Genomic DNA, 25,080 nt, shown 5'->3' on the forward strand with positions numbered 1-25,080 from the left:
CCGCGGACCGGTCGCGCCGCCGCGGTCAGGGCGGCGGTGCCGCTAGCTGCTTGCGCCATCGCGTGAACAGCCGTGTCTGGTTCATGCCGAGCACGGCGACCGGACGCCCGGCGCGCCGGTAGACGGCGAGGACGTCGCGGCCCTCGGGGGTGCCTTCCTCGATCGTCACGCTGTCCGCGCCCGCCGCATGGCCGACGAACTGGATCTTCACGCCGTACTGGTCGGACCAGAAGTACGGCGGCCTGGGCACGCCCGGTTGCGCCGCACCCCACGACAGCAGCGCGGCCACGGCCGCGTCCGGCCGCTCCCGGGCACCGGTCCAGTGTTCGACGCGGCGGTGCGCGCCCGCCCGCGGGTCATACCAGGAAGCGCAGTCACCGACAGCAACCACGCCGGCCAGACTGGTGCGGCCGTCCACACCGCACTTCACGCCGTTGTCGAGCGCGACGCCGGAGCCCTCCAGCCACTCGACGCACGGGCGCGCGCCGACACCGACGACGACGGTGTCGGCCGGGACGGTACGCCCGTCGTCGAGCAGAACGGCACTGACCCGGGTGTCACCGCTCAGTCCCTTGACGCCCACGCCGCACAACAGCCGTACGCCGTGATCCGCGTGAAGGGCGGAGACGATGCGGCCCATACCCTCGCCGAGCGGTCCGGCCAGCGGGGTGGGTGCCGCCTCCACGACCGTCACGTCGAGTCCGAGGGCGTATGCGGTGGAGGCGACCTCGGCTCCGATGAACCCGCCGCCGATCACGACGAGCCTGCCGCCCAGTGCCAGGTCCTCCCTCAGGGCACGGGCGTCGTCCAGGGTGCGCAGCGTGTGCACACCCGCCAGGCCGTGCGCCCCCGGCAGAGTCCGCGCGGCCGCGCCGGTCGCGATGACGATGCCGTCGACCCTCACCTCTCGGCCGTCGGCGAGCCGGACGGCACGCCGTTCCCTGTCGAGCCCGGTGGCGCGGGCGCCGAACAGCCACTCCGCCGCCAGGTCCTCGCCGTCCTGCTCCAGTTCCAGATCGCCTTCATCGATCTTGCCGGCCAGGAACTCCTTGGACAGCGGCGGCCTGTCGTAGGGGCGGTGCGGTTCCTCGCCGATGACGATCAGCTGCCCGTCGAAGCCCTGTTTCCGCAATGAGCGCGCCGCGGACAGGCCTGCGAGCGAGGCCCCCACCACGGCCACGGTCCTCATGCGGGACCGCCGGCGAGCCTGGCCGCGACACATGGCGGCAGATTGGGGGCCTCCGTGGACAGCTTGACGTGGATCATGCCGTCCTGGACGACGACCTCGTGGGTGCGGACGGGGAGCTTGGCCGGTGGAGCATCGACGGCCCCCGTCCGGAGGTCGAACTTCGAAGCGTGAAGCGGGCATTCCACCTCACAGCCCTCCAGCCAGCCGTCGGCGAGCGAGGCGTCCTGATGGGTGCAGGTGTCGTCGATGGCGAAGACCTCGCCGTCGTCGGTGTGGAAGACCGAAACCGGCGGATCGATGTCGAGCCGGTGAGCCTCTCCTCGCGGCAGATCCGCGAGACGGCACGCGGGAATCATCATGACACCTCGGTGCGTATAGCGAAACGGATTGCGTTGAACGCAACGCCAGTCTGAGGGCGGCCACGAATCCCTGTCAAGGCATTCGCGGCCCTCACAGCTGCGACATCCGCGGCGTCGCTGCCGCGGCCTCCAGGCCCCAACGGGCCGTCACGCGCACCGCGTCCGACGTCGAGGCGACGTCGTGGACACGGACACACCAGGCGCCCTGCGCGGCCGCCAGGACGGACACCGCCGACGTGGCCGCGTCCCGCAACCGCGCAGAACGGGGCCGGCCCGTCGCCGGGTCCGCCAGCAGGTGGCCCAGAAAGGACTTCCGCGCCGCGCCCACGAGGACCGGCCGGCCCAGCGCGACGATCTCCCCGAGGCGGGCCAGCAACTGCCAGTTGTGATCGGCGTGCTTGGCGAACCCGAGACCCGGGTCGACGATGAGGTGGTCCGGCGAGATGCCGGCGTGCAGCGCCGCCTCCACCCGCAGCCGCAACTCGTCGGCCACGTCGGTGACGACATCGCCGTACACGGCGTTCGTCTGCATGTCGGCGGAGTGCCCACGCCAGTGCATGGCCACGTACGGCGTCCCGGCCTGCGCCACCAGCGGCAGCATCGCGGGGTCGGCGAGCCCGCCCGACACATCGTTGACGAGTCTCGCGCCGGCCTCGATGGCGCGCGCGGCGACCTCGGCCCGCATGGTGTCGACGCTGACGGGCACACCGGTGGCAGCGAGTTCACGGACGACGGGCAGTACGCGCCTCAGCTCCTCCTCCACCGGCGGGCGCAGGGCCCCGGGGCGGGTCGACTCGCCACCCACGTCCAGGATGTCCGCACCCTCGTCGATCAGCGCGAGCCCGTGCGCGACGGCCCGTTGCGGGTCGGACCACCGCCCACCGTCGGAGAACGAGTCGGGCGTGACGTTCACGATGCCCATGACCAGGGTCCGGCCGGGCCGGGGAAGCCCGCGTGGGTACGGCGCGGGAACTCCCTGACCCGTCCGGGTCGCGGTGCTCATGAGGTCCCGGCCCGGACCGTGGCGGTCGCCAGCTGCCGACGCCAGCGCGTGAACGGCTTGACCCGGTTCACTCCCAGGGCGGCCACCGGGTGGCCGGCGCGCCGGTAGACCGCGAGGAAACTCCGGTCGGCCGGGTCGCCGTCCTCCACCGTCACGCTGTCGGCCTGTGCGGCATACCCGGCGAACTGGATCCGCACGCCGTACTGGTCGGACCAGAAGTACGGCGGGCGGGGCGGGGTGGACGGGACGTCCCCGCCGGAGAGCAGGGCGGCCGCAGCCGCCGACGGGCGTTCCTTGGCGCCGGTCCAGTGCTCGACTCGGCGATGGACGCCGAGAACCGGGTCGTACCAGGCGGCACAGTCGCCGACCGCGACGACGCCCGGCACGCTCGTCGTGCCGTCGGCCCCGCAGCGCACGCCGTTGTCGAGCACGACGCCCGACCCCTCGAGCCACCCGGTGCAGGGAGTCGCGCCGATCCCTACGACGACCGTGTCGGCCGGGATGCTGCGGCCGTCGTCGAGCAGGACGGCCGTCACCCTCTCCCTGCCCTCCCCCGAGCCGTCGTCCGGCCTGCTGGTCATCCCTCGCACGCCGGTCCCGCACAGCAGGCGGACGCCGTGATCACCGTGCAGCAGGGAGACGGCTGCCGCCATGTCGGGCCCGAGCGCGCCGGCGAGCGGTGCGGGACCGGCCGCGACGAACGTGACCTCGAGGCCCATGCCGCGAGCCGTCGAGGCCACTTCGGCGCCGACGAACCCGCCGCCGACGACCACCAGTCGGCCACCGCACGCCAGATCGTCCCGCAGGGCCCGGGCGTCGTCGAGCGTGCGCAGTACGTGCACACCGACGAGACCGTCGGTGCCGGGCAGGGTCCGCGCGGCGGCTCCCGTGGCGATCACGACGCCCTCCGCGCGCACCTCCCTGCCGTCGGCGAGTCGCACGGAGCGGTCCCGGGTCCCCAGGCCGACGGCTCGTGCGCCGAGGATCCATTCGGCACCGAGGTCCTCGCCTTCCGTCTCCAGGGCGAGTTCGGCGTCGTCAAGCGCGCCGGTGAGAAACTCCTTCGACAACGGCGGCCTGTCATAGGGGCGGTGAGGCTCGTCGCCGATGATGACGAGGCGCCCGTCGTAGCCCTGGCCGCGCAGCGAACGGGCGGCGGACAGTCCGGCGAGCGAGGCGCCCACGATGGCCACGGTCTTCATGCGGAGCCTCCGGCCAGACGGGCGGCCGTGCAGGAGGGCGGCAGGTTCGGCGGGGCGTCGGACAGCACCACGTGGATCATGCCGTCCTCGACGAGGACCTCATGGGTGCGCACCGGGAGCCTTGCCGGAGGGGCGTCCACGCTGCCGGTTCGAAGGTCGAACTTCGAAGCGTGCAGCGGGCATTCGACCCAGCACCCCTCCAGCCAGCCTTCGGACAGCGAGGCGTCCTGATGGGTGCAGGTGTCGTCGATGGCATAGATCTCGCCGTCCTCGGTGTGGAACACCGCGACAGGCGGATCGGTCTCGAGCCTGTAGGACTCGCCTCGCGGCAGATCGGCGAGACGGCACGCGGGAATCACCATGACACCTCGTTGCATATAGAGGAACAGTGTGCGATTTACGCAACGAGTTTGCGGGCGCTCCAAAGCCCTGTCAAGGCACAGGGAAGGCCGGAGAAAGTGAGTCGGGGCTGAGCCGGGCACGACGGCTGACGCCGGGGGGCGGGTAGCCCACGGCTGACGCCGGGGGCGGGCAGCCACCCGAACTCCTGCGGGCACGAAGGCGTCGGGGCGCACACCGGACAGATGTCGGCACGCCCGCTGTGCGGCCGCACGGTTTTCAGGTCTCTTGAAGGGCTTCAGACCGCACGGGGCTGTCTCGACACCCGACGCGGCCTCGACGAGGCGAGAGCCAGCAGCCGGGAGGCCTTCAGCTCCGTCTCGTCCCACTCCCGCTCCGGGTCGGAGCCCCAGGTGATGCCGGCCCCCGTGCCGAAGCGCAGCACCGGTCCTCCCGGGGCGCCGCGGTGGATCCAGAAGGTGCGGATCCCCACTGCCAGTTCACCGGTACGCCGGTCGGCGTCGACCCAGCCGATGCCGCCGCAGTACGGGCCGCGGGGCGCGGTCTCCAGGGCGTCGATGATGCGCAGCGCGCTGGACTTGGGCGCGCCCGTGACGGAGCCCGGCGGGAACGTTCCGGCCAGCAGCTCGGGCCATCCCGCGCCGGTCGCCAGTTCGCCGCGGACGGTCGAGACCAGATGCACCAGGCCGGGGTGTTCCTCGACGGCGCACAGGGCGGGGACGGTCACGGATCCGGTGGCGCAGACCTGTCCCAGGTCGTTGCGGACCAGGTCCACGATCATCACGTTCTCGGCGTGGTCCTTGTCCTGCAGGTCGTCCGCCGTGCGCCCGGTGCCCTTGATCGGCCCGGACTCGACAGTGCGGCCCGTACGGCGCAGGAAGAGCTCGGGCGAGGCGGTGGCCACCTCGACGCCGTGTGCGGGGAGCCGGACCGTACCGGCGTAGGGGGCGGGGTTGCCTCGGGCGAGAAGCATGGTCAGCGCGTCGACGTCCGCGGCGGCCGGGTCGGGCAGTCGCGCGGAGAGCACCCGGCAGAGGTTGGCCTGGTAGACCTCGCCCGCCGCGATGTGCTCGCGGATGCGGCGCACGCCCGCGATATAGGCGGCGCGGTCCAGCGACGAGGTCCAGTCGCCTGCGGCCGGTCCGCGCCAGGCCCCGGTCACCGGTGCGGGCGGCCGCTCGCGGCGCACGTCACCGAACCGGGCGCAGACCAGACGGCCTTCGAAGTCCGCGACGACTGCCCAGAAGCCGGAGGACTCCAGGGCGGCAGGGTCGCTGGTCACATCACGCAGGTCGGTGGCGACGAGCCCGCCGAAGCGGGCCAGCGGGGCGAGATCGCGCACGACGGTTCGTCCAGTGAGGAGGCGGGGATTTGGCGGCGGAGGGTGGATCGGGGCGCTCGGCTGCGGGTGTCGTCCGAGGGACGCCGTGGCAGTCGAGCGCCCCGACGGGGCATGGCAGGGCCCGCGTCACCAGCCGCGGGCCACCCACTCGGCGAGGTGTGGTGCCTCTGCGGCGACAGTGGTCGTCTCGCCGTGGCCGGTGTGGACGACCGTCTCCCCCGGGAGCGTCAGCAGCCGGTCCCGGATCGAGGTGGTGATCGTGCCGAAGTCGCTGTACGAGCGCCCGGTCGCGCCGGGGCCTCCGGCGAACAGGGTGTCGCCGCTGAACAGGGCCCCCAGCTCGGGTGCGTACAGGCACACGGCCCCCGGAGCGTGTCCGGGCGTGTGGAGAACCCGAAGGCCGATGCCCGCGACCTTCAGCTCCTCACCGTCGGCGAGCGCGCCGTCGGGCCGCCGGTCCGGGTGCGCCAGCTCCCACAGCACCTGGTCGTCGGGGTGCAGAAGGACGGGGGCACCCGTGGCGTCCGCGACGGCAGGAGCGGCGCTCACATGGTCGTCGTGGGCGTGAGTGCACACGATGGCCGTCAGACGGCGGTCACCGACGGCCGCCAGGATGGCGTCGGCGTCGTGCGCCGCGTCGATGACCACGACCTCGTCGTCGTCACCGACGATCCAGACGTTGTTGTCGACCTCCCAGGTGCCGCCGTCGAGGCTGAAGGTGCCGCTGGTGACGAGGTGTTCGATACGGACGGTACCGGCCATCACAGCACCACCACCGAGCGCAGGACGTCACCGTGGTGCATCTTCTCGAACGCCTTCTCCACGTCACCGAGACCGATGGTCTCGCTGACGAACGCGTCCAGGTCGAAGCGTCCCGACAGGTACAGGTCGATGAGCGCAGGGAAGTCGCGCGAGGGCAGACAGTCGCCGTACCAGCTGGACTTCAGCGCGCCACCGCGTCCGAAGACGTCGATCAGCGGAAGTTCCACGGTCATTTCCGGAGTGGGCACGCCGACCAGGACGACCGTGCCGGCCAAGTCGCGGGCGTAGAAGGCCTGCTTGTACGTCTCGGGCCGGCCGACCGCGTCGACGACCACGTCCGCGCCGTTGCCGCCGGTCAGCTCACGCACGGCTTCCACGACGTCCGCCGCCTTGCCGTCGATCACATGCGTGGCGCCCATGCTCATGGCCCGGTCGAGCTTGCGCTGGTCGACGTCGACGGCGATGACCTTGGTCGCGCCGGCGAGCCTCGCCCCCGCGACGGCGGCCATACCCACCCCACCACAGCCGATGACGGCGACGGAGTCCCCACGGCCGACGGCGCCGGTGTTCACGGCCGCGCCGAAGCCCGCCATGACGCCGCATCCCAGCAGGCCGGCGGCGGCCGCCGGAGCCGCCGGGTCGACTTTGGTGCACTGTCCCTCGGCAACCAGCGTCTTCTCCGCGAAGGCACCGATGCCGAGCGCGGGCGAGAGCGGCGTGCCGTCGAGCAGCGTCATCGACTGCTTGGCGTTGTGCGTGGCGAAGCAGTACCAGGGCTTGCCCTTGCTGCACGCCCTGCACTGCCCGCAGACCGCACGCCAGTTCAGGATGACGAAGTCACCCGGCTCGATGCCGGTGACACCCTCTCCGACGGCCTCGACGCGGCCCGCGGCCTCGTGCCCCAGCAAGAAGGGGAACTCGTCGTTGATGCCGCCCTCCCGGTAGTGGAGGTCGGTGTGGCAGACGCCGCACGCCTCGATCGCGACAAGCGCCTCCCCCGGGCCGGGATCGGGTACAACGATCGTCTCGACGGACACCGGGGCGCCCTTCTTAAGGGCGACGACGGCACGAACCTCGTGAGCCATGGGTTACTCCTCTGGCGGGAACTTTCAACTGCGTGTTGCTTAATCAGACACACGCACCGTTATACGCAACTGAGCATCGGGGAAGGGCAGGTGCGAGGTCAAGTGGCCGACTGCCACCGGGTGAGTTGGCGTTGGGCGACGTCGACGCGGGCGGGGCGCGGGCGGGGACGGCATCCTGGGATGCGGCCCTCGCCCGCGCCCTGAGTCGGCCGGTTTTCGGCCGGTTTTCGTCTCTTCCGGCAGCTCAGCCGGTAACCTGCGGATCCGCCACCTCGGTCGGTCGCGCACCGTCGTCCGGCGCGCGTTCGTCGGCGGCTACCACGGCCTCCGGGGCCCGTTCACCTCTCGGTTCGGCGCGCAGCGCCTTGACCAGGGAGACACACATGCCGATCATCACGAACAGGAACGGGAAGGCGGCGATGATGGCGACCTGCTTGACCGCTTCCAGGCCTCCGGCCAGCAGCAGGACGGCCGCGACCAGGCCGGTCAACGTGCCCCAGAGGATCACGACGGGTCGGCTGGGGTTCGCGCAGCCCCGGCAGGAGAGCATGCCCAGCACCACGGATGCCGCATCGGCACCGCTGACGAAGAACAGGCCGACCAGGACGATCACCAGGACCGAGGTGATGGTGAACCAGGGCAGCGTCTGCAAGGTGGCGAACAGGCCCGCTTCCTCGCCCTCGGCGACCGCCGCGGACAGCCGGCCGCCGTGCATCTCCTGATTCAGCGCGGTCCCGCCGAGGATCGCGAACCACACGACGCTCACCACGCTCGGCGCGATGATCACACCGACGATGAACTGGCGGATCGTGCGACCACGGGAGATCCGCGCGATGAACGTGCCCACGAACGGCGTCCAGGAGATCCACCACGCCCAGTAGAAGATCGTCCAGCCGGAGAGCCATTCGCTGCCGCCGAAGGCACCCGTCGTGAAGCTCATCTCCGGAAGGGAGGCCAGGTAGCCGCCCAGCGCCTCGGTCTGGCTGTTCAGGATGAATACCGTGGGGCCCACGACGAAGACGAACAGCAGCAGAACGCCGGCCAGGATCATGTTGCCGTTGCTCAGCCACTGGATACCGCGATGTACCCCGGTGAGGGCCGAGACGACGAACAGGACGGTGAGCACCGCGATGATCAAGACGGCCAGCGCGGTGGAGTCCGCGATCCCCCAGAGCTCGTTCAGTCCGCTGTTGATCTGCAACGCGCCGAGCCCCAGGGAGACGGCGGAGCCGAAGAGGGTGGCGAAGATGGCCAGAATGTCGATGGACTTGCCCAGCGGTCCGTTCACCCGGTCGCCGAGCAGCGGCCGGAAGGCTGAACTGATCAGACTGTTGCCGCTCTTGCGGAATCCGAAGTAGGCGAGGGCGAGGCCGGCGACGGCGTACATGGCCCACGGGTGGACTGCCCAGTGGAAGTACGAGTACTCCAGCGCGACGCGGGCCGCGTCGTCCGTGCCCGCCTTGGCGGTGCCGGGCGGTGGGCTGGCCATGTGCATGAGTGGCTCACTCGCGCCGTAGAACATCAGGCCGATGCCCATGCCGGCGCTGAACATCATCGCCACCCATGAGGCGGTGCTGAATTCCGGACGGTCGGTGTCCTTGCCGAGCCGGATACAGCCGAACCGGCTGAACGCCAGCACAACCGCCAGCAGGACGAATCCGGAACTGGCCAGGACGAAGAGCCAGCCGAAGTTCTCGATGATCCGCCCCAGCGTCACCTCGGCCACGGTGGCGAGACTGTCGGTGAAGAACACTCCCCACGCCACGAAGAGGGCGGACAGCGTCACGGAGATGTAGAGGACTGCCGGATCAAGCCGAGTCGTGGCCGAACTCGGTTTCTTTGTCGCAGGGGTACTCATCGGCGACCTTCCGTACGGGGCATGGAGAGAGGAGAGGGGGCGGACGGGAAGAGGAAGTTCCCTGCCGCTCGAAACCTGCGCACATGGTGCGCAACACGCAACCGAAAGCTCGATGTGCAACAGTTTCGCGGTCAGCCCCGACAGGTCAAGCCCCGTACACCCATCGTTATGACGACGGTCACATCGCCTCCGCGTAGACGGCCGCCGTCGCCGCGGCGGTCCTGTCCCAGCCGAAGGAGCGGGCGTGCCGGACGGCGGCCTCGCCCATCCGAACGCAGAGTGCCGGGTCGTCGGCGAAACTCTGCAACGCACGTGCGTAGTCGACCGGGTCGTGCCCCGGTACGAGCAAGCCGCTCGTACCGTCTCGCACCGCCACGGGCAGACCGCCCACCTCCGCTGCGATCACCGGGGTGCCGCAGGCCTGCGCCTCGATGGCCACCAGGCCGAAGGATTCGCTGTAGGACGGCGTGACCAGGACCGACGCCGCGCGATACCAGTCGGCGAGCTGCTCCTGACCCACCGGCGACTGGAACCGCACGACATCACCGATGCCGAGGTGCGCCGCCAGCTTCTGCAGCCCGTCCGGCTTCGACAGGCCGTTGCCGCTCGGCCCACCCACGACCGGGACCATGATCCGCTCTCGGAGCCACGGCCGTTCTTCCAGCAACCGGGCCACCGAGAAACAGCAGGACGTCCGGCGCTTTCAAGGGCTGTATCCGCCCCACGAACAAAGGTATGAGCGCGTCTTGGGGCAGGCCGAGGCGGGCGCGCGCCGCAGCCCGGCCGACCTCGACGCCGGACGGGTCGGGCCGGAAACGCTCCAGATCGACGCCGGGGTGGACGACCGTGACCCGGCTGCTGTCGGCGCCATAGTGGCGGAGCAACTCCTCCGCTTCCTTCCGGGTGTTGGCGATCAGCCGGTCCGCGGCGGCGACGATCCGGGACTCGCCGACAACCCGGGCCGCAGGCTCGGGGGTGTCGCCCTCGGCGAGGTTGGCGTTCTTGACCTTGGCCATGGTGTGCATGGCGTGCACCAGGGGCAGGCCCCAGCGCCGGGCGGCGAGCCGACCGACATGACCGGAGAGCCAGTAGTGCGAGTGGACCAGATCGTAGTGGCCTGGGCGGTGGCCGGCCCACGCCTGCATCACGCCATACGCGAAGGCGCACAGTTGGGCGGGCAGGTCCTCCTTGGCAAGCCCCTCATAGGGGCCGGCGTCGATGTGCCGCACGAGGACGCCGGGGGCCAGTTCCACGGCGGACGGAAGCACGGCAGAAGTGGCGCGCGTAAAGATCTCGACCTCGATGCCGATCGCGGCGAGACGCCGGGCCAGCTCCACGATGTAGACGTTCATTCCACCGGCATCGCCGGTGCCCGGCTGGTGCAGCGGAGAGGTGTGCACGCTGAGCATCGCCACACGGCGCGGGTGGCGGCGGGCGTCGCGAGGCCGCGGCCACGAGGCGTCGACAGGGGTGCCGGGGACGAGACCACGGTCCTCGCCGAGCCGGCGCAGGTGCCGGCTCACCTGGCCGGCCCGCCTTCCGGCTGCCGTGGCCTGCCGACTGCCGTCCGAAGGTCGATACGCTGCTCGCCGTTCAGCCGGACGACCTCGTCGTCGGTGAGCAGATCAGGCTTGGTCAGCCACCGCAAACCCTCTTCCGGCATGCAGGAGGCGCCGCGCGGATCGCACCTGTCGGTGAGTGAGACCCACAGGTCGGTGGCGGCACACCCGTAGGTGTCGACGAGTCCCGGCCCGACTGCGACTCGATCGTGCTCGCCCATGAACAACCCTCTCAACTCCCCCGCGCTCAGCACTCGATGACGTTGACAGCGAGTCCGCCGCGAGCCGTCTCCTTGTACTTGACCTTCATGTCGGCGCCGGTCTCCTTCATGGTTTTGATGACCTTGTCGAGTGAAACGTGGTGGCGACCGTCGCCGCGCAGCGCCATGCGGGCGGCGGTCACGGCCTTGACCGCGGCCATGCCGTTGCGCTCGATGCACGGGATCTGGACCAGGCCGCCGACGGGGTCGCAGGTGAGGCCGAGGTTGTGCTCCATGCCGATCTCCGCGGCGTTCTCCACCTGCTCGGGGGTGGCGCCCAGCACTTCGGCCAGACCACCCGCGGCCATCGAGCAGGCCGAGCCGACCTCGCCCTGGCAGCCGACCTCGGCGCCCGAGATGGAGGCGTTCTCCTTGAACAGCATGCCGATCGCGCCCGCGGTGAGCAGAAACCGGACGACGTCCTCCTCGTCGGCGCCGGGCACGAAGTTGATGTAGTAGTGCAGGACCGCCGGGATGATGCCGGCCGCGCCGTTGGTCGGGGCGGTCACGACCCGGCCGCCGGCCGCGTTCTCCTCGTTCACGGCCATCGCGTAGAGGGTTACCCACTCCATCGCACGGAGCGCCGGATCGCCCTCGCTGCGCATCGCCCGGGCCGCGGCCGCGGCGCGACGGCGGACCTTCAGACCGCCGGGGAGAATCCCCTCACTGGACAGTCCGCGGGAGACACAGGCCTGCATGACCCGCCAGATCTCCAGCAGGCCCTCGTGGATCTCGTCCTCGGTGCGCCAGGCCTTCTCGTTCTCCAGCATCAGCGCGGAGATCGACAGACCTGTCTCGCGCGCCAGGCTCAGCAATTCGTCACCGGTGCGGAAGGGGTACTTCAGGACGGTGTCGTCCAGCTTGACCCGGTCCGCGCCGACGGCCTCCTCGTCGACCACGAAACCGCCACCGACCGAGTAGTACGTCTTCTCCAGCAGCGGCTGCCCGCCCACGTCGTACGCACTGATGGTCATGCCGTTGGCGTGATAAGGCAGTGAACGCCGGCGGTGCAGGACCAGCTGGGTGTCGACGTCGAAGTCGATCTCGTGGTCCGGTCCGATCTCGGTACCGAGGAGGCGGATGCGCTTGGTACTGCGGATCCGCCCGACGTCCAGCTCGGCCTGGGCGACGTCGACCGTGTGCGGTTCGTTGCCCTCCAGGCCGAGCAGCACGGCCTTCGGGGTGCCGTGGCCGTGGCCGGTGGCACCGAGGGAGCCGAACAGCTCCGCTCGCACCGCGGCGGACTGCGCGAGCAGGCCGTCCCTCTTCAGCCGGGCGGCGAACATTCGGGCGGCTCGCATCGGGCCGACGGTGTGCGAGCTGGACGGACCGATGCCGATGGAGAACAGGTCGAAGACGCTGATTGCCACGCCACACTCCATGGGGTGGAAGGGAATTACGAACATGCCGCGGGCACGGCCCGCGGGAGGCGGTCACATGAGTGGGTGAACGGGGTCCCGCTCCGCCGAGGTGGTGACGCGGGCAGTGCACGCGCCGCTGTCGTACGTCATCGGCCGTCTCCTTGGACATGCGCGCAGTACGCGGCGTACGCGTCGGCGGACAGCGCACCGGCGATGTTCTCGACCCGCAGCCTGAACAGCCAGCCGAGGGTGTAGGGAGCGGCGATGACGACGCCTGGTGCGCCGGCCAGCGCGGTGTTGACCTCCAGGACCTCACCCGAGGCCGGGGCATAGAGCTCACCGACGGCTGTGGGAGAACTGATCGCCCCGCATGCCTCACCCGCCTCGACCCGGGTACCGACCGCCGGCAGCCGGAGGTGGACGACATCACCGAGGGCCTGTGCCGCGAAGGCGGTGATGCCCACGGTGGCGTTGCCCGCATCGACGAGCAACCACTCGTGGTCCCAGGTGTACCGCAGGTGCTGCGGAACGCTCAGGGCGGTCTCCCGCGGGGACCGCGCACGGTGCCGGGGCGGGGAGCTCATGAGACGGAGGCCTCAGCGACCGGGGCGGGGGTGCGGCACAACCGGTTGAACAGCCTCGGCCGGTCCATGGCGAGCACGGCGACGGGGGTGTTCCTCACGCCGGTTCTCCGGCAGCGACGCGGAGAACGGGGTAGCCGTCCTCGAAGGGGCCGTGGTGGACGGGCGCCGGTTCCTTCCCCGAGAGGAAGGTCGGCCGGCCCGCGCGCAGACCGAACAAGGCCAAGGGCAGGGGGCCTTCGACGCACCAGCCCGCCGGCCGGCCGTGGGCCGGTGCGGCCTCCTGGGTGCGTGCGGATGGACTCGCCAGGCGGCAGGTCTTCGATCCGGCACACCGTGATCATGGAGAACCTCCGGGTTGCGGGTGCCCGACGGGGAATGGGAGCCGTCGGCCGGGGGTGGGCACCCGACCATTCGACGGAGTACAAGCAGCGAACGATTGTCTCGGATAACACAACCAAACTCGCTATGCGCAACATGCTTTCGTTTACTCCAAGGCGTTGTCAAGAGAGAAGCCGCATCGGTCCGCCGTGGCGTCGCTCCCCCGGCCAACGGCAAAAGGCCCGTGCACCTGCCGGAGGAGACACACGACAGGTGCTCGGGCGGTACAGACGAATCAGTGGGCGGGCCGCTCGTGCGAGAGGGTGCTGGTCTGCCGTTCGACACGACGCCGCCCGGACAGCACGGACAGCACGGACAGCACGGACAGCACGGAAGAGGGTGTCGCCACACTCCGACGCCGGCCACCGTCAGCGCTGTCGGCGGTCAGTCGCCAGTAACCGGGTGCCTCTCGGGGTGGGCCGTCCTTGCAGGCGCTCACGGGATCACCACCGAGCGCAGGACCTCACCGCGACGCATCTTGGCGAAGGCCGGCTCCACCTCGTCCAGTGTGATCTTCTCGCTGACGAAGCTCGCCAGGTCGAAGCGGCCCTGCAGACAGAGCTCGATCAGCGCAGGGAAGTCCCGTGAGGGCAGGCAGTCGCCGTACCACGAGGACTTCAAAGCTCCGCCCCCGGCCGAAGACATCCAGCAGAGGCAGCTCGATCGTCAGCCTCGGGGTGGAGACACCGGCCAGGACGGTGGTGCCGGCCAGGTCGCGGGCGTAGAAGGCCTGCTTGTAGGTCTCAGGGCGGCCCACGGCGTCCACGACCACGGCGGCACCGAAGCCGCCGGTGAGCGTACGAATGGCCTCGACAGCGTCGGCCCTGGAGGAGTCGACGGTGTCGGTGGCGCCGAACCTCTCGGCCCGTCGCAGCTTCCCCTCGTCGACGTCGACGGCGATGATGCGGGCGCCGCCTGCGACGTTGGCACCGGCGATCGCGGCCATGCCCACGGCGCCGCAGCCGATCACCGCGATCGAGTCTCCGCGGCCGACGCCGCCGGTGTTGACCGCGGCGCCGAATCCGGCCATCACGCCGCAGCCCAGCAGCCCCGCAGCGGCCGGCGAGGCGGTCGCGTCCACATTGGTGCACTGCCCGGCCGCAACCAGGGTCTCCTCGGCGAAGGCACCGATACCCAGGGCCGGGGACAGCGGAATGCCGTCTGCCAGCGTCATCGGCCGACCTGCGTGGCGAGGGGCGAAGCAGTACCACGGCCTGCCCTTGCGACAAGCCCGGCACTGACCACCGCATACCGCGCGCCAGTTGAGCACGACGACGTCACCGGGCGCGACCTCGGTGACCCCCTCACCGACCGATTCGACCACCCCTGCGGCCTCGTGGCCGAGCAGGAAGGGGAATTCGTCGGCGACCTCACCCTCCCGGTAGTGCAGGTCGATGCGGCAGACACCACAGGCGTGCACCCGCACCAACGCCTCGCCCGGACCAGGGTCCGGCACCAGGACGGTCTCCAGCGCGACGGGGGCACCCTTCTCGCGAGCGACGACGGCTCGTATCTCATGTGTCACTGTGGTTCTCCTCGCCGAGGGAGACGGCCGAATCCCAGGTGCGACCGGATGTGCTGGTTGGCGCGGCGTCGCATCGCCCTGGCGGAACGATGAGACGAGGGATCGGCGCCTTCGCCGTGCACGGAAGCTCCCACGAACGCGGGTGGTGCAGGGCGTCTTGGCACTGGGCACCGGCCTCCCCGGCCCCAGGAGGGACGAGGTCGAGCCGGCACTCCGTTGCGCATGACATTCACTGCTTCACAAGAGAAACCGTCTGCCGCAGGATGAGCGGCGCTGTCAAGGGGCGCCGAAGAACGTGTGATCCGGCCGGACGGACCTGCCAGGACACGCGGCTGTCCGGCCTCATGGGGCGGACAGCCGCGTGTCTCTGCCCGGCGCGCGCGGCGTCAGGAACGCTCGAGATCGCTCTCCCGCACGTCGGCTCCGCGCTTCTCGTCGGCCTCTGCGGGGTGTCGGGAGTCGGCCGGGACGGCACTGGTCTCCGCCAGCGTGCGACCCCGGGTCTCCTCGGCCCACGCAAAAGACACCAGCCAGCCGACCAGGGTGATACCGGCGCCGATCAGCATGGTCGTGCCAATGCCCAGCCTGCTCAGAGAGATCGGCAGCAGGAAGGTACCCGCGGCGGCGCCGATACGGCTGATCGAGGTGGCCACGCCCCCTGCGGTGGCTCGGATACTGGTGGGGAACAGCTCGTTGGGATAGGTCCACTCCAGCACCGTGGGGCCGCCGGAGAGCAGGGCGTAGGTACAGAAGCAGGCGACGACCACCGCGACGGGAAGCGAGTCCCCGCCTCCGAGCACCGCGAGCGGGATCGCCATCAAGGCGAACGACCAGACGATGACGGGGCGGCGCCCCACCCGGTCCACCAGACGCAGCGCGGGAATGCAGCCCAGCACGAACACGGAACTGATCAGCGCCGAACCGAGGTTGCTGGCATTGCCCTCGCCGAGACCGAAGGATCCCAGGATGGCCGGCCCGAAGGTGTACAGGGCGAACATCGGCGTGATCTGACACATGTAGAACAGCCCGCAGAACAGCGTCCGCCGCAGATAGATGCCCTGGAACAGGTCACGCAACCGGTACCGTTCCACGGCTCGTTCGGCGGCCGCGGCGGCGAGCAGGTCATCGATGGGGACGGTACGGCCGAGAGCCCGCTTGATCGACTTCTGGGCATCGACGGTGCGCCCCTTGTTCACCAGCCACAACGGCGACTCGGGTGTACCGATACGCATCAAAAGGATCACTGCGCTCAGCAACGCTCCGGAGGCCAGCATCCACCGCCAAGCGCCGGCGCCACCGATCTCGGCCAGGACGTAGCCGACCACATAGGCGGCCGCCGCACCGACATACCAAGCGAGGATGAGAATCCCGAGCAACCGGCCGCGATGCCGGTTCGGCACCCATTCAGCCAGCAGTGACGTCGCGATGGGGTAGTCGGCTCCGACGGCCACGCCAAGGATGAAGCGCAGCACCACGAGCTGCCAGGCGTCAGTGGCGAACACCGACAGCACCGATACGACGACCAGGATCATCAGGTCGATGGTGTACATCGCCTCACGGCCGAGCTTGTCGGTGGCGATGCCGCCGAACAGGCCTCCGACGAAGATGCCGACCAAGGCGGCGGCACCGATGAGGCTTTCCTCTCCGATGCTCAGGTTCAGCTCGTTGCTCATGCCGATCAGCGCGACACCGATGATGCTGAGCAGGTAGCCGTCTAGGAACGGACCTCCGGCGCAGGCCCAAGTGAGTTTGCGATGGAACTTGTTCAGCGGCACCTCGTCGATGGCACTGATGGACATTTGAGCTCCCGGACTGGGGGACGGGGGACTGTGTGGCTCACGACCGTGACCCCCTTCCGGCGGAACCGGGTTCGAAGAACCCGGCCCGGGACCGACCTGGGCGGTGCCATCACGGTTGACGCCCCACGACGGAGTTGCATTCAAAGAAACGCGTTCCTTCAGTCGCAACAGAACATCCATCCCGGAGCGACGTCAAGGCAACCTGCACAAGGTTTTGCAAGTTCCTCTCGCATCCCGCAACAGCTCACCGCGCACCCCCATCCCCATGACGGGCGTCGCTTACACCGCCGCCCGCCCGGTCTTGAGGGACCTCATCGCCCGCAGGGCCACGTTTCACATTGCGGTGTTTCGTTCATATAGAGAAACACCCTGTGGCCGCCCTCCTGCCGACACCCTCATTTTCAGCCACGGCCGCCACCGCTGTCCCGGGGGGGGGTCCGCTGACGGAACGAAGGATCCGTTCCGCTCACAGCTCCGCCGCTCGGCGATCCGGTGCGCACCCGGAGTCGACGGAGCGGGCACCGAAGACGGCCTGTCCCCGGTTCACCCCCCGCGGCAAGGTCGAGCACTCCAGGAGACGGGGCGCGCCGGGGCCGGTCGCAGAGTCCGCTCGCAGGGCGGGTGACGGCCCCGAGGGCTCCATTCGGTTCTCGGTATATCGACTTGCCCATCCCCGACAGGGGAGCAAAACCAGTCGTATAGTTGCGCCATGAGCAACTACACGGCAGACGGCGAAGCAGCAGGCGCCGCGGCGGGCGGGGTGCAGTCCGTCGACCGCGCCGTCAGCGTCTTGGAGATTCTCGCTCAGCGCGCAGAGGCGGGCGTGAGCGAGGTCGCCGCCGAGCTCAATGTCCACAAGTCGACCGCGTTCCGCCTCCTCGGAGCGCTTGAGGCACGCGGGCTCGTCGAGCAGTCGACCGAGCGGGGCAAGTACCGGCTCGGCTTCGGGATCGTACGCCTGGCGGGCGCGGTCACGGACCGTCTCGATCTCACCCAGCAGGGCCGAGCTGTGTGCGAGCGACTCAGCGAGGAGATCGGCGAGACCGTCAACATCGCCGTTCTACAGGAGCATTACGCGGTCAACCTGTACCAGATGCGTGGCCCGGGCGCGATCGGCACCAACAACTGGGTCGGGCAGCTCACGCCCCTGCACGCCACGTCCAGCGGCAAGATCCTTCTGGCCCACCTGCCCGCGGAAGACCGCGCCGCAGCACTCGCGGCGTCCGGGATGCAGAAACTGACGCCGCACACAATAACTTCCCAGTCCCAACTGGGAAAAGATCTCACGGAGGCGCGGGAGCGCGGTTACGCGGTGACACTGGAGGAATTCGAGATCGGCCTGCACGCCGTGGCGGCTCCGATCCGGTCTCACACCGGTGAGGTCGTCGCCGCCCTCAGCGCCTCCGGCCCCGCGTACCGCCTCAGTGAGCAGCGCATCTGCGAGATTGCTCCCGTCCTGCTCAAAGGCGCCGAGGAGATCAGTCACCGCATGGGGTACGCCCACTGAGTCCGCTCGGCCGAAGGGTGCGGGCTGTGCTTGCCGTACGACGGCGAGGATGCGCTGCTGGTCCGGCGGGAGCGCGGCCTCCTCCACGCCCGGTGCACGGTGCGGGATCAGCATCACCGCATGCCCGCCCACCCGCCAGGTGCCGACGCGGCCGAGGCGCGTTCGTCAGCGATCTGTTCACTCACCTGCTCAACGACTCGTCGGTGACGGAAATTTCGTTCCGCTCGGCCCGTACCTCCCCCAGCTGCTCGACCAGTTGGTCTTCGAGTTCGTCCAATTCCACGCCGCGCGGTGATCCGTTCCAGCAGTTCGGGATCCAAGATGCACCTGTCGTCGCTGAACTCAGAGGACGCGCTGGTAGTGGAGCTCAGTGAGCGTGATCTCGTCGTAGACATCGTCTCGAGTTGCACCGTCGGCTTGATAGCCGGCCCGCTCGTAGAAGCGCCGGGCTGGTTGGTTGTCACAGAGAACCCACAAGGCCGACGCCTCGAAGCCCTGGCTCTTCATCTGAGCGTGAGCCTCACCCAGGAGCCTCCGCCCGATGCCCTGACCGATCAGATCCGGTGCGACGTACAGGGCGTAGACCTCACCTACCCGCCCAACACCAGACATCTCATGTTGACAGGGCCCAAAGCAGATCCACCCCACCGGGCCGCGGTCACCGAGCGCAACAAGGTCTCGTGACTTCCGACGGGGTTGAGGGAACAACTGCCGCCGCTGACCGGCATCTCCTTCGTCAGTCATTGCATCCAGGTACGTCTGGGGAACGATGCCGGCGTACGCCGCCTGCCATCCCCGGACCCGGATCGTCGAGACGGCCCCGATGTCAGCCTCATCCATCTCCCGCACACGCATCATCGCGTCACGGTAATGCCACAGGTACCTCAGAACGAACTGCTTTACCCTGCTGCCGGACCTTCAGGTCCGAAAGCCCCTCCTGACGGACGATCCACTCCTCAAGCAGTCGCTCACGACGAGTGCGAGTATCCCCGAGAACCGGTCGAACGAGCCGTTCACCTGCGTTGTCGAGTGGCGGAGACTCACTGATCGGCATGTTGCTGAAGCGAGTTGGAGTCGGTGGTGCTCAAGGAGGGCGACACAGTATGTCGCTGAGGAGTTTCCGCCGGGGTTTCGGGTGTGGGCCCGTTGCGGTGAATCCACAGGAGAGCTCCTGCCAGCAGCACTGTGCCTCCCAGCAGCCACGGCGGCAGGCCTGAGGGAAGGACACCAATGATCAAGCCGGTGAGAGCTGCCACCAGTTGCAGAGCGAGAGACTGGACGGACAGTGCGGTGGCCCGGCCCGGACTTGAGACATGGCGGTGCAGGAGGGCGTTCTCACCGGGTCCCGCTGCGCCGAGACCGAGGTAGACGAGGCCGTAGCCGATGGCGGCGAGGATCATGGAACCCACTCCTGTGAACGCTGCGGTGGCGCCGAGCAGAAGGAGGCTGATCGCGCTCGCGCCGAGACTCACCATGACCGCGCGCTCGCCACTGCCCGCGAACCGGGCGGTCAGTGGTGCAAGGTGGCTGCCGAGACTCATCGCCGTGCGGCATCTACAGCGTATCGCCGACTGCCTGGTACAGCTGTCCCTGCTGCCGGGCGGCACGACGGTGCGGTCCGTGGCAAGCGCCTGGATCGAAACCGGCCGCACCGCACACCGGCAGCCGGCCGTCGAGATTCTCGAGACCATGGCGCTCCACCCGGTTACCGGCGTCGCCGTCCGCAAGCAGCTCTGCGAGGTACTCCGCCTGCCGCGCCGTCAGGACGCCGGCTTCGACACCCTGCTTGATGAGCTGGAACAGCGGCTTGGTACCCGCGTCCGTGATCCGGTCGCGCAACACGATCTCCACCGCATCGCGTAGACGTACAGCAACAGGGCACCGACGACCAGGAAGCTGAAGGTGCCGGGCAGACTGCGCCCGACGGCGACCATGAAGGTGCGCAGTTGGGGCAGGAAGCGGGCGGTGCGCAGGACTCGGGCTAGGCGCAGCAGCCGCAGGATGGTGCCGTTCTCGCGAACGACCGGCAGGAATGCGGAGACCACGACGGCCAGTTCGAACAGATTCCACGGATCACGGAAGAAGTCGCGGGGGCGGTCGGTGTGCGCGCAGGCCCGCAGGAGTATCTCAACCGTGAAAGCGGCCAGACAGACGTGTTCGGCCAGGTGTAACCACTGGTCCCAGTCCTCGACCACAGCGCTGTACGCCTCCGCGCCCAGCAGTGCCGCGTTGGCGAGGATCAGGCCGAACACGGTGAGGGCGAACCGCCGGGCCTCCGTGATGGCACGGGCCCGTTCCGCCAGCCTCCGGCGGGAGAGACTTCTACAGCACTGTAGATGGTTGCGCCGTGCCGGGGCGGCTTCAGCAGGATACCTCACCGCTCACGCACCCGAGCGCCCGATGCGTGCACCTCGGGCAGACTCCGTGAGGGGACGGGCGGTATGCCCGCCCCCTCAACGGGTGTTGCCCATTTGGGAGGTCAGGCCGTCTGGGGCTGGAGGTAGCGGGCGAGTAGGTCGTCCAGGCTGACCAGGCCGGTGAGGCGGCCGGTGTCGTCGCAGACGAGTGCGAGCGAGGCGCGGTGCCGGCGGAGCAGGTCGATCGCGTCCGCGACGGTGGCGTTCTCGGTCAGCTCCGGTACGGGGCGGGCCAGGGCTCGGGCGGTGATGGTACGGCCCTGAGCGCGGGCGACCAGCGCGTCGCGGGCGTGGAGGGAGCCGAGGACCGTGCCGCTCTCGCGGACCAGCAGCCGGGTGCGGTCGTGGTCGGCGGCGGTGCGCAGGATGTCGTCGATGCCGGTGTCGCCGTCGACCGAGGTGATCTCGGCGGCCGGGACCTGGAGGTCGCTCACCGGGGTCTGGGGCTCGGTCAGCGAGCGGGTGATCAGCTCGGAGTCGGACTCGCTGATCAGGCCGAGTCGCTGCGACTCCTCGACGAGATGGGTGAGTTGCTCGCGGTTGTGGACCGAGGCCAGTTCGTCGCGCGGGCTGACCCGGCACAGCCGTACCAGGGCGTTGCTGATCCGGTTGAGCAGCCCGATCAGCGGCCGTACCGTCTTCACCACGGCCCGGAAGGGCGGGGACAGCAGCATCGCGGAGCGCTCGGGGTGGGCGATGGCCCAGGACTTGGGCGCCATCTCGCCGACGACCATGTGCAGGAACACCACGACGATCATCGCGACGGCGAACGCGATGCCGTAGCTGAACGCGCTGGGCAGGCCCAGGTCGTGCAGCAGCGGGTCGAGTTCGTGGGAGATCGCGGGCTTGGAGAGCGAGCCCAGGCCCAGCGTGCACACGGTGATGCCGAGCTGGGCGCCGGCCAGCATCAGTGACAGCTCACGCATCCCGGCCAGCGCGGCCTTGGCGCCGCGCCGACCTGAAGCTGCGGCCTTCTCCATCCGGTGGCGTTTGGCGGCGACCAGCGCGAACTCGGCGGCGACGAAGAAGGCGCTGCCGATCAGCAGCAGAACGGTGACGAAGAGCGCCATCGGGAAACTCATGCCTGCTCCTCCTCATGCTCCGCCACGGGCAGCCGCTCCAGGCGGACCCGCTCCGGCACGTGCCGGTCGAGCGTGCGTACGTCGATCACCGCGCTGCCCCCTTCGGGCAGGCCGACGATCAGCCGGTCGCCGATGGCCGGGAAGCGGCCGAGTCGGTCGATGACCAGACCGGCCACGGTGTCGTAGTCCTCCTCCTCGGGAAGGTCGATACCGGTGGCGTCGGCGACCTCGTCGAGGCGGCGTCCGGCATCCACCAGCCAGCCTGCGCCATCGGGGGCGGCAAGTTCAGTGACGGTGTCCGTCTCGTCGGCGATGTCACCGACCAGTTCCTCGGCGATGTCCTCGTAGGTGACGATGCCCGACACCCCGCCGTGCTCGTCCAGGACCACGGCGAACTCGTCGTCCAGCTCACGCATCCGGGTCACCGCGTCCGGCAGCGGCAGTGTGTCCGGCAGCAGGAGCGGCCTGCGGGCGAGTGTGCCCGCGGTGGCGGTGGCGAGGCGGTCGGCGGGCAGCCGCATCAGCTCGCGCACGCCGAGGACGCCCGCGACGTCGTCCGGGTGATCGCCCAGTACGGGGTACGTGGAGTGACCGTGCTTGCCGATCAGCTCGACCGTTTCGGCGGCGGAGGCGCCCTTGCGGACGAAGACGGCGTCCACGCGCGGCACCATCACCTCGTCCAGCGTCCGCTCGGAGAACTCCAGGACGTGGTCGATCAGGTCGGCGGTGTCCTTGGGCAGCTCGCCCTGCTCGTGGGACTCGCCGATCAGATGGCCGAGTTCCTCCAGGGTGGCGCCGTGGTGCAGTTCCTCGACGGGCTCGATGCCGACTTTGCGCAGCAGCCCGTTCGCCGCGCCGTCGAAGACCCGTACGAGAGGACCGACGATCTTCAGGTAGCCGAGGGTGGAGGCGGCCAGCGACTTCGCCAGCCGCTCCGGCACCGCGATCGCGAGGTTCTTCGGCGCTAGTTCGCCCAGCACCATCTGCACGGCCGTGGCCAGCCCGAAGGCAAGGACGACGGAGATGCCGGAGACGGCTCCCTCGGGAAGGCCGATGCCAGTCAGGGCCGGTTCGAGCAGCGCGGACACGGACGGCTCGGCGATGAAACCGACGACCAGGCCGGTCACGGTGATGCCCAGCTGTGCGCCGGACAGCATGAACGACAGCCGCTCCAGCACCTTCAGAGCGCGAGCCGCCTTCCTATCGCCCGCCTCGGCCTCACGGGTCAGGGCGAGCCGGTCGGCGGAGACGTACGCGAACTCCTGGGCCACGAAGTAGCCGGTGCCGGCGGTGAGGACGAAGACGGCCAGCAGGCCGAGTACGGCATTCGCGGTACTCATCGAACACCACCCTGCCGCACGCCGCGATCAAAACGATCATTTGAAATCTGGCGGAACGGTCGGGGACTGTACCCCGGGGAGTCCGTCGGTCTGGCGGACACGGGCTTGCTCCTTGAGTAGGCGTGCAGGGAACTAGACGATTGTGACGGAGTGCGCATTCCGGAGTGTTTCCGTGCAAACCCGCCGGGTGGCGTCGGCGGTCAGGCGGCGGGCAGGGCCGGGCCGACCAGTTCGGACAGGACGTCCTCCATGGTCACGAAGCCCAGGACAGCACCCTTCTCGCCAGTCACCGCGGCCAGATGGCTGCCGTCGGTGCGCAGAGCGGTGAGGGTGTCGTCGGGGCGGACCAGGCAGCAGATCGGGGACCTCGACGGGGTCGTGCTCGTCGCGGACCTCGCCGACGACCTCCTCGACGATGTCCTCCACCGTCGCCACGCCCGCCGTGCCGCCGTACTCGTCGATGACCACGGCCATCGTGCGCATCTCGCGCAGCCGCTCCAGCAGCCGGTCGGCGGTCAGGCTGTCCGGCACCAGCAGCGGGGCGGTGGCCAGCTCGGTCACGGGCGTGAGCTGCCGCTTCTCCGGCACCAGGGCTAGCACGTCGCGGATGTGGACGGTGCCGATGACCTCGTCCAGGCTGTCGCGGTAGACCGGGAAGCGGGACAGTCCGGTGGCGTGGGTGAGGTTCGCGGCGTCGGCGGCCGTGGCGTGCGCTTCGAGCGCCTTGACGTCCACTCGCGGGGTCATCACGTTCTCCGCCGTCAGCTCGCTCAGGTGCAGGGTGCGCACGAACAGTTCGGCGGAGTCCGCCTCCAGGGCGCCCTCTGCGGCTGAGTGCCGGGCGAGCGCGATGAGTTCCTCGGCGCTGCGGGCGGAGGCCAGCTCCTCGGTCGGCTCCAGTCCGAAGCGGCGTACGAACCGGTTCGCGGTGTCGTTCAGGTGGTGGATGAACGGGCCGAACGCGGCGGTGAAGCCGCGCTGCGGGCCGGCGACCACCTTGGCAACGGCCAGCGGGCGGGAGATCGCCCAGTTCTTCGGCACCAGCTCACCCACCACCATCAGGACCACGGTGGACACGGCCACGCCCAGCACGGTCGCCACCGACGAGGCGGCACCGCCCAGACCGACCGCCTGCAAAGGGCCGCGCAACAGCGCCGCCAGCGACGGCTCGGCCAGCATGCCGATCACCAGAGAGGTGACCGTGATGCCGAGCTGGGCGCCGGAGAGCTGGACGGTCAGGCGGCGTACGGCCTTCAGCGCGCTCTCGGCACCGCGCTCGCCCACCTCGGCGGCACGCTCCAGGTCAGCGCGCTCGACGGTGGTCAGGGAAAACTCGGCCGCGACGAACACCGCACACGCCAAGGTGAGGGCCAGGGCCAAGAGCAGGAGCAGGACTTCGGTCACCGTGCCACCCCCGATCCCCCACGCATACGCGGCGGGCGGGCAATGGCACGGCTGGGACTGGGAGGCTCACCCATGGTGGGTCCGCTGCTCCTTCTTGACTCATCGGGGTCGGGCGGATCCCGGGGCGGTTCGGTGAGGCGTCCACACCCCGACCCCATGGTAAAGGGACGGCAAAGCCGCGCGCCGGGCGGCTTCCGCCGCCCGAGCGAGTGCTTTTCGGACGTTCCGCTGGGATGTCGTCCGTGTGGGCTGCCTCACCCCTATGCTTCTACATGCGTGTAGATAACGCGAGGGGCGGGCCGGATGTTCCCGGCTGCCCTGCGGGCGACGGGCAGGGACGGGAGGGCCACACCGGTTTGAGCAGGTCATCATCCGCCGACCATGGCCACCCCGGCGGCATGTCGTCCGGAATTTCCATCCGTATTTCCCTGGGAGGGCTGCCATGGCTTCGATCGACCTGGACAAGGTGCTGGACAAGGCGTGGGCGGACAAGAGTCTGCCGGAGATCCTCGCCGCGCCGGTCTCCGCGCTGAAGGGGGTCTCTGACCGGGACGGTGAACTCCTTCAGGAGGCGTTCGGCGTCAAGACGGTCGCCGACCTGGCCGAGCTGAAGTACGCGCGCTGGGCGCAGGCCCTGGCCGCCCTCGACACCTCCGCCAAGTAGTCCTCTCCCGCCGGGCGGCTGGACCCCGCCCCTTCGGGGT

The 25,080-nt window shown here is 69.6% G+C and carries 20 protein-coding genes and 4 pseudogenes; 2 read left to right on the forward strand and 22 right to left on the reverse strand.

The window, feature by feature from the left end; genetic code table 11:
- Nucleotides 1-25: 25 nt before the first annotated feature.
- From QC282_RS26635 to QC282_RS26705, 15 genes and pseudogenes are all read right to left on the reverse strand, one after another.
- Complete coding sequence (locus QC282_RS26635) at nt 26-1,189, reverse strand: NAD(P)/FAD-dependent oxidoreductase (RefSeq protein WP_279552112.1); 1,164 nt, start codon at nt 1,187-1,189, stop codon at nt 26-28.
- Nucleotides 1,186-1,548, reverse strand: coding sequence for a bifunctional 3-phenylpropionate/cinnamic acid dioxygenase ferredoxin subunit (locus QC282_RS26640; RefSeq protein WP_279552113.1), 363 nt, complete (start codon nt 1,546-1,548; stop codon nt 1,186-1,188). The genes QC282_RS26635 and QC282_RS26640 overlap by 4 nt, the downstream gene beginning before the upstream one ends.
- 91 nt (nt 1,549-1,639) lie before the next feature.
- Complete coding sequence (folP, locus tag QC282_RS26645) at nt 1,640-2,470, reverse strand: dihydropteroate synthase (protein ID WP_279552114.1); 831 nt, start codon at nt 2,468-2,470, stop codon at nt 1,640-1,642.
- A gap of 77 nt (nt 2,471-2,547) precedes the next feature.
- The gene (locus tag QC282_RS26650; RefSeq protein WP_279552115.1) at nt 2,548-3,753 is read right to left on the reverse strand and encodes an NAD(P)/FAD-dependent oxidoreductase; all 1,206 of its coding nucleotides are present in this window, start codon (nt 3,751-3,753) and stop codon (nt 2,548-2,550) included.
- Nucleotides 3,750-4,115: a bifunctional 3-phenylpropionate/cinnamic acid dioxygenase ferredoxin subunit gene (locus QC282_RS26655; protein WP_279552116.1), complete on the reverse strand. Its 366-nt coding sequence runs from the start codon at nt 4,113-4,115 to the stop codon at nt 3,750-3,752. The genes QC282_RS26650 and QC282_RS26655 overlap by 4 nt, the downstream gene beginning before the upstream one ends.
- Nucleotides 4,116-4,390: 275 nt before the next feature.
- Nucleotides 4,391-5,455 carry a chorismate-binding protein gene (locus QC282_RS26660; RefSeq protein ID WP_279552117.1) on the reverse strand — a complete coding sequence of 355 codons (1,065 nt, stop codon included), beginning with the start codon at nt 5,453-5,455 and terminating at the stop codon, nt 4,391-4,393.
- A gap of 126 nt (nt 5,456-5,581) precedes the next feature.
- Nucleotides 5,582-6,217, reverse strand: a complete 636-nt coding sequence (locus tag QC282_RS26665) for an MBL fold metallo-hydrolase (protein WP_279552118.1) — start codon at nt 6,215-6,217, stop codon at nt 5,582-5,584.
- Nucleotides 6,217-7,302 (reverse strand): S-(hydroxymethyl)mycothiol dehydrogenase, encoded by a 1,086-nt coding sequence (locus tag QC282_RS26670; RefSeq protein ID WP_279552119.1) that lies wholly within the window; start codon nt 7,300-7,302, stop codon nt 6,217-6,219. Before QC282_RS26670 ends, QC282_RS26665 begins: the two co-directional genes overlap by 1 nt.
- Nucleotides 7,303-7,546: 244 nt before the next feature.
- Complete coding sequence (locus QC282_RS26675; RefSeq protein WP_279552120.1) at nt 7,547-9,160, reverse strand: BCCT family transporter; 1,614 nt, start codon at nt 9,158-9,160, stop codon at nt 7,547-7,549.
- A gap of 178 nt (nt 9,161-9,338) precedes the next feature.
- Nucleotides 9,339-10,569, reverse strand: a pseudogene (gene mshA / locus QC282_RS26680) (D-inositol-3-phosphate glycosyltransferase).
- Nucleotides 10,570-10,754: 185 nt separating this feature from the next.
- A pseudogene (locus QC282_RS26685) lies at nt 10,755-10,940 on the reverse strand (hypothetical protein); the annotation flags it as partial.
- Between the two features lie 26 nt (nt 10,941-10,966).
- A complete protein-coding gene (locus tag QC282_RS26690) occupies nt 10,967-12,349 on the reverse strand; it encodes an L-serine ammonia-lyase (protein ID WP_279552121.1) in 1,383 nt (460 codons plus the stop codon).
- Between the two features lie 137 nt (nt 12,350-12,486).
- On the reverse strand, nt 12,487-12,876 hold the full coding sequence (gene gcvH / locus QC282_RS26695) for a glycine cleavage system protein GcvH (RefSeq protein ID WP_336621090.1): 390 nt from the start codon (nt 12,874-12,876) through the stop codon (nt 12,487-12,489).
- A gap of 861 nt (nt 12,877-13,737) precedes the next feature.
- Nucleotides 13,738-14,827: pseudogene (locus QC282_RS26700) on the reverse strand (S-(hydroxymethyl)mycothiol dehydrogenase).
- A 386-nt stretch (nt 14,828-15,213) separates the two neighbouring features.
- On the reverse strand, nt 15,214-16,626 hold the full coding sequence (locus QC282_RS26705) for an MFS transporter (RefSeq protein ID WP_279552123.1): 1,413 nt from the start codon (nt 16,624-16,626) through the stop codon (nt 15,214-15,216).
- A gap of 709 nt (nt 16,627-17,335) precedes the next feature.
- On the opposite strand from QC282_RS26705, the gene QC282_RS26710 reads away from it, so the two are divergent.
- Nucleotides 17,336-18,133, forward strand: coding sequence for an IclR family transcriptional regulator (locus tag QC282_RS26710; protein ID WP_279552124.1), 798 nt, complete (start codon nt 17,336-17,338; stop codon nt 18,131-18,133).
- A 342-nt stretch (nt 18,134-18,475) separates the two neighbouring features.
- Here QC282_RS26710 and QC282_RS26715 read toward each other — a convergent pair whose 3' ends face one another.
- The 7 genes and pseudogenes from QC282_RS26715 to QC282_RS26745 all read right to left on the reverse strand — a co-directional run bounded on the left by QC282_RS26715 (nt 18,476) and on the right by QC282_RS26745 (nt 24,376).
- Nucleotides 18,476-18,991 (reverse strand): GNAT family N-acetyltransferase, encoded by a 516-nt coding sequence (locus QC282_RS26715; protein WP_279552125.1) that lies wholly within the window; start codon nt 18,989-18,991, stop codon nt 18,476-18,478.
- A gap of 182 nt (nt 18,992-19,173) precedes the next feature.
- Nucleotides 19,174-19,674, reverse strand: a complete 501-nt coding sequence (locus QC282_RS26720; RefSeq protein WP_336621089.1) for a hypothetical protein — start codon at nt 19,672-19,674, stop codon at nt 19,174-19,176.
- 13 nt (nt 19,675-19,687) lie between these two features.
- Complete coding sequence (locus QC282_RS26725; RefSeq protein WP_279552145.1) at nt 19,688-19,984, reverse strand: hypothetical protein; 297 nt, start codon at nt 19,982-19,984, stop codon at nt 19,688-19,690.
- Between the two features lie 2 nt (nt 19,985-19,986).
- Nucleotides 19,987-20,436 (reverse strand): annotated as a pseudogene (locus QC282_RS26730) (ion transporter); the annotation flags it as partial.
- Between the two features lie 176 nt (nt 20,437-20,612).
- Nucleotides 20,613-21,632 (reverse strand): hemolysin family protein, encoded by a 1,020-nt coding sequence (locus tag QC282_RS26735; RefSeq protein ID WP_279552126.1) that lies wholly within the window; start codon nt 21,630-21,632, stop codon nt 20,613-20,615.
- Nucleotides 21,629-22,972, reverse strand: coding sequence for a hemolysin family protein (locus QC282_RS26740; protein ID WP_279552127.1), 1,344 nt, complete (start codon nt 22,970-22,972; stop codon nt 21,629-21,631). Before QC282_RS26740 ends, QC282_RS26735 begins: the two co-directional genes overlap by 4 nt.
- 132 nt (nt 22,973-23,104) lie before the next feature.
- Nucleotides 23,105-24,376, reverse strand: a complete 1,272-nt coding sequence (locus QC282_RS26745; RefSeq protein WP_279552128.1) for a hemolysin family protein — start codon at nt 24,374-24,376, stop codon at nt 23,105-23,107.
- Nucleotides 24,377-24,818: 442 nt separating this feature from the next.
- Between QC282_RS26745 and QC282_RS26750 the strand changes: the two genes are divergently transcribed.
- Nucleotides 24,819-25,040 carry a hypothetical protein gene (locus QC282_RS26750; RefSeq protein ID WP_279552129.1) on the forward strand — a complete coding sequence of 74 codons (222 nt, stop codon included), beginning with the start codon at nt 24,819-24,821 and terminating at the stop codon, nt 25,038-25,040.
- Nucleotides 25,041-25,080: the final 40 nt, after the last annotated feature.

The organism is Streptomyces sp. DH24, assembly GCF_029813775.1.
Taxonomy (GTDB): Bacteria; Actinomycetota; Actinomycetes; order Streptomycetales; family Streptomycetaceae; genus Streptomyces.

Coding starts and splice junctions, on each gene's coding strand:
- QC282_RS26635 (WP_279552112.1), bottom strand. CDS start 1,189: ATGAGGACCGTGGCCGTGGTGGGGGCCTCGCTCGCAGGCCTGTCCGCG.
- QC282_RS26640 (WP_279552113.1), bottom strand. CDS start 1,548: ATGATGATTCCCGCGTGCCGTCTCGCGGATCTGCCGCGAGGAGAGGCT.
- folP (WP_279552114.1), bottom strand. CDS start 2,470: ATGGGCATCGTGAACGTCACGCCCGACTCGTTCTCCGACGGTGGGCGG.
- QC282_RS26650 (WP_279552115.1), bottom strand. CDS start 3,753: ATGAAGACCGTGGCCATCGTGGGCGCCTCGCTCGCCGGACTGTCCGCC.
- QC282_RS26655 (WP_279552116.1), bottom strand. CDS start 4,115: ATGGTGATTCCCGCGTGCCGTCTCGCCGATCTGCCGCGAGGCGAGTCC.
- QC282_RS26665 (WP_279552118.1), bottom strand. CDS start 6,217: ATGGCCGGTACCGTCCGTATCGAACACCTCGTCACCAGCGGCACCTTC.
- QC282_RS26670 (WP_279552119.1), bottom strand. CDS start 7,302: ATGGCTCACGAGGTTCGTGCCGTCGTCGCCCTTAAGAAGGGCGCCCCG.
- QC282_RS26675 (WP_279552120.1), bottom strand. CDS start 9,160: ATGAGTACCCCTGCGACAAAGAAACCGAGTTCGGCCACGACTCGGCTT.
- QC282_RS26705 (WP_279552123.1), bottom strand. CDS start 16,626: ATGTCCATCAGTGCCATCGACGAGGTGCCGCTGAACAAGTTCCATCGC.
- QC282_RS26710 (WP_279552124.1), top strand. CDS start 17,336: ATGAGCAACTACACGGCAGACGGCGAAGCAGCAGGCGCCGCGGCGGGC.
- QC282_RS26715 (WP_279552125.1), bottom strand. CDS start 18,991: ATGATGCGTGTGCGGGAGATGGATGAGGCTGACATCGGGGCCGTCTCG.
- QC282_RS26720 (WP_336621089.1), bottom strand. CDS start 19,674: ATGAGTCTCGGCAGCCACCTTGCACCACTGACCGCCCGGTTCGCGGGC.
- QC282_RS26735 (WP_279552126.1), bottom strand. CDS start 21,632: ATGAGTTTCCCGATGGCGCTCTTCGTCACCGTTCTGCTGCTGATCGGC.
- QC282_RS26740 (WP_279552127.1), bottom strand. CDS start 22,972: ATGAGTACCGCGAATGCCGTACTCGGCCTGCTGGCCGTCTTCGTCCTC.
- QC282_RS26750 (WP_279552129.1), top strand. CDS start 24,819: ATGGCTTCGATCGACCTGGACAAGGTGCTGGACAAGGCGTGGGCGGAC.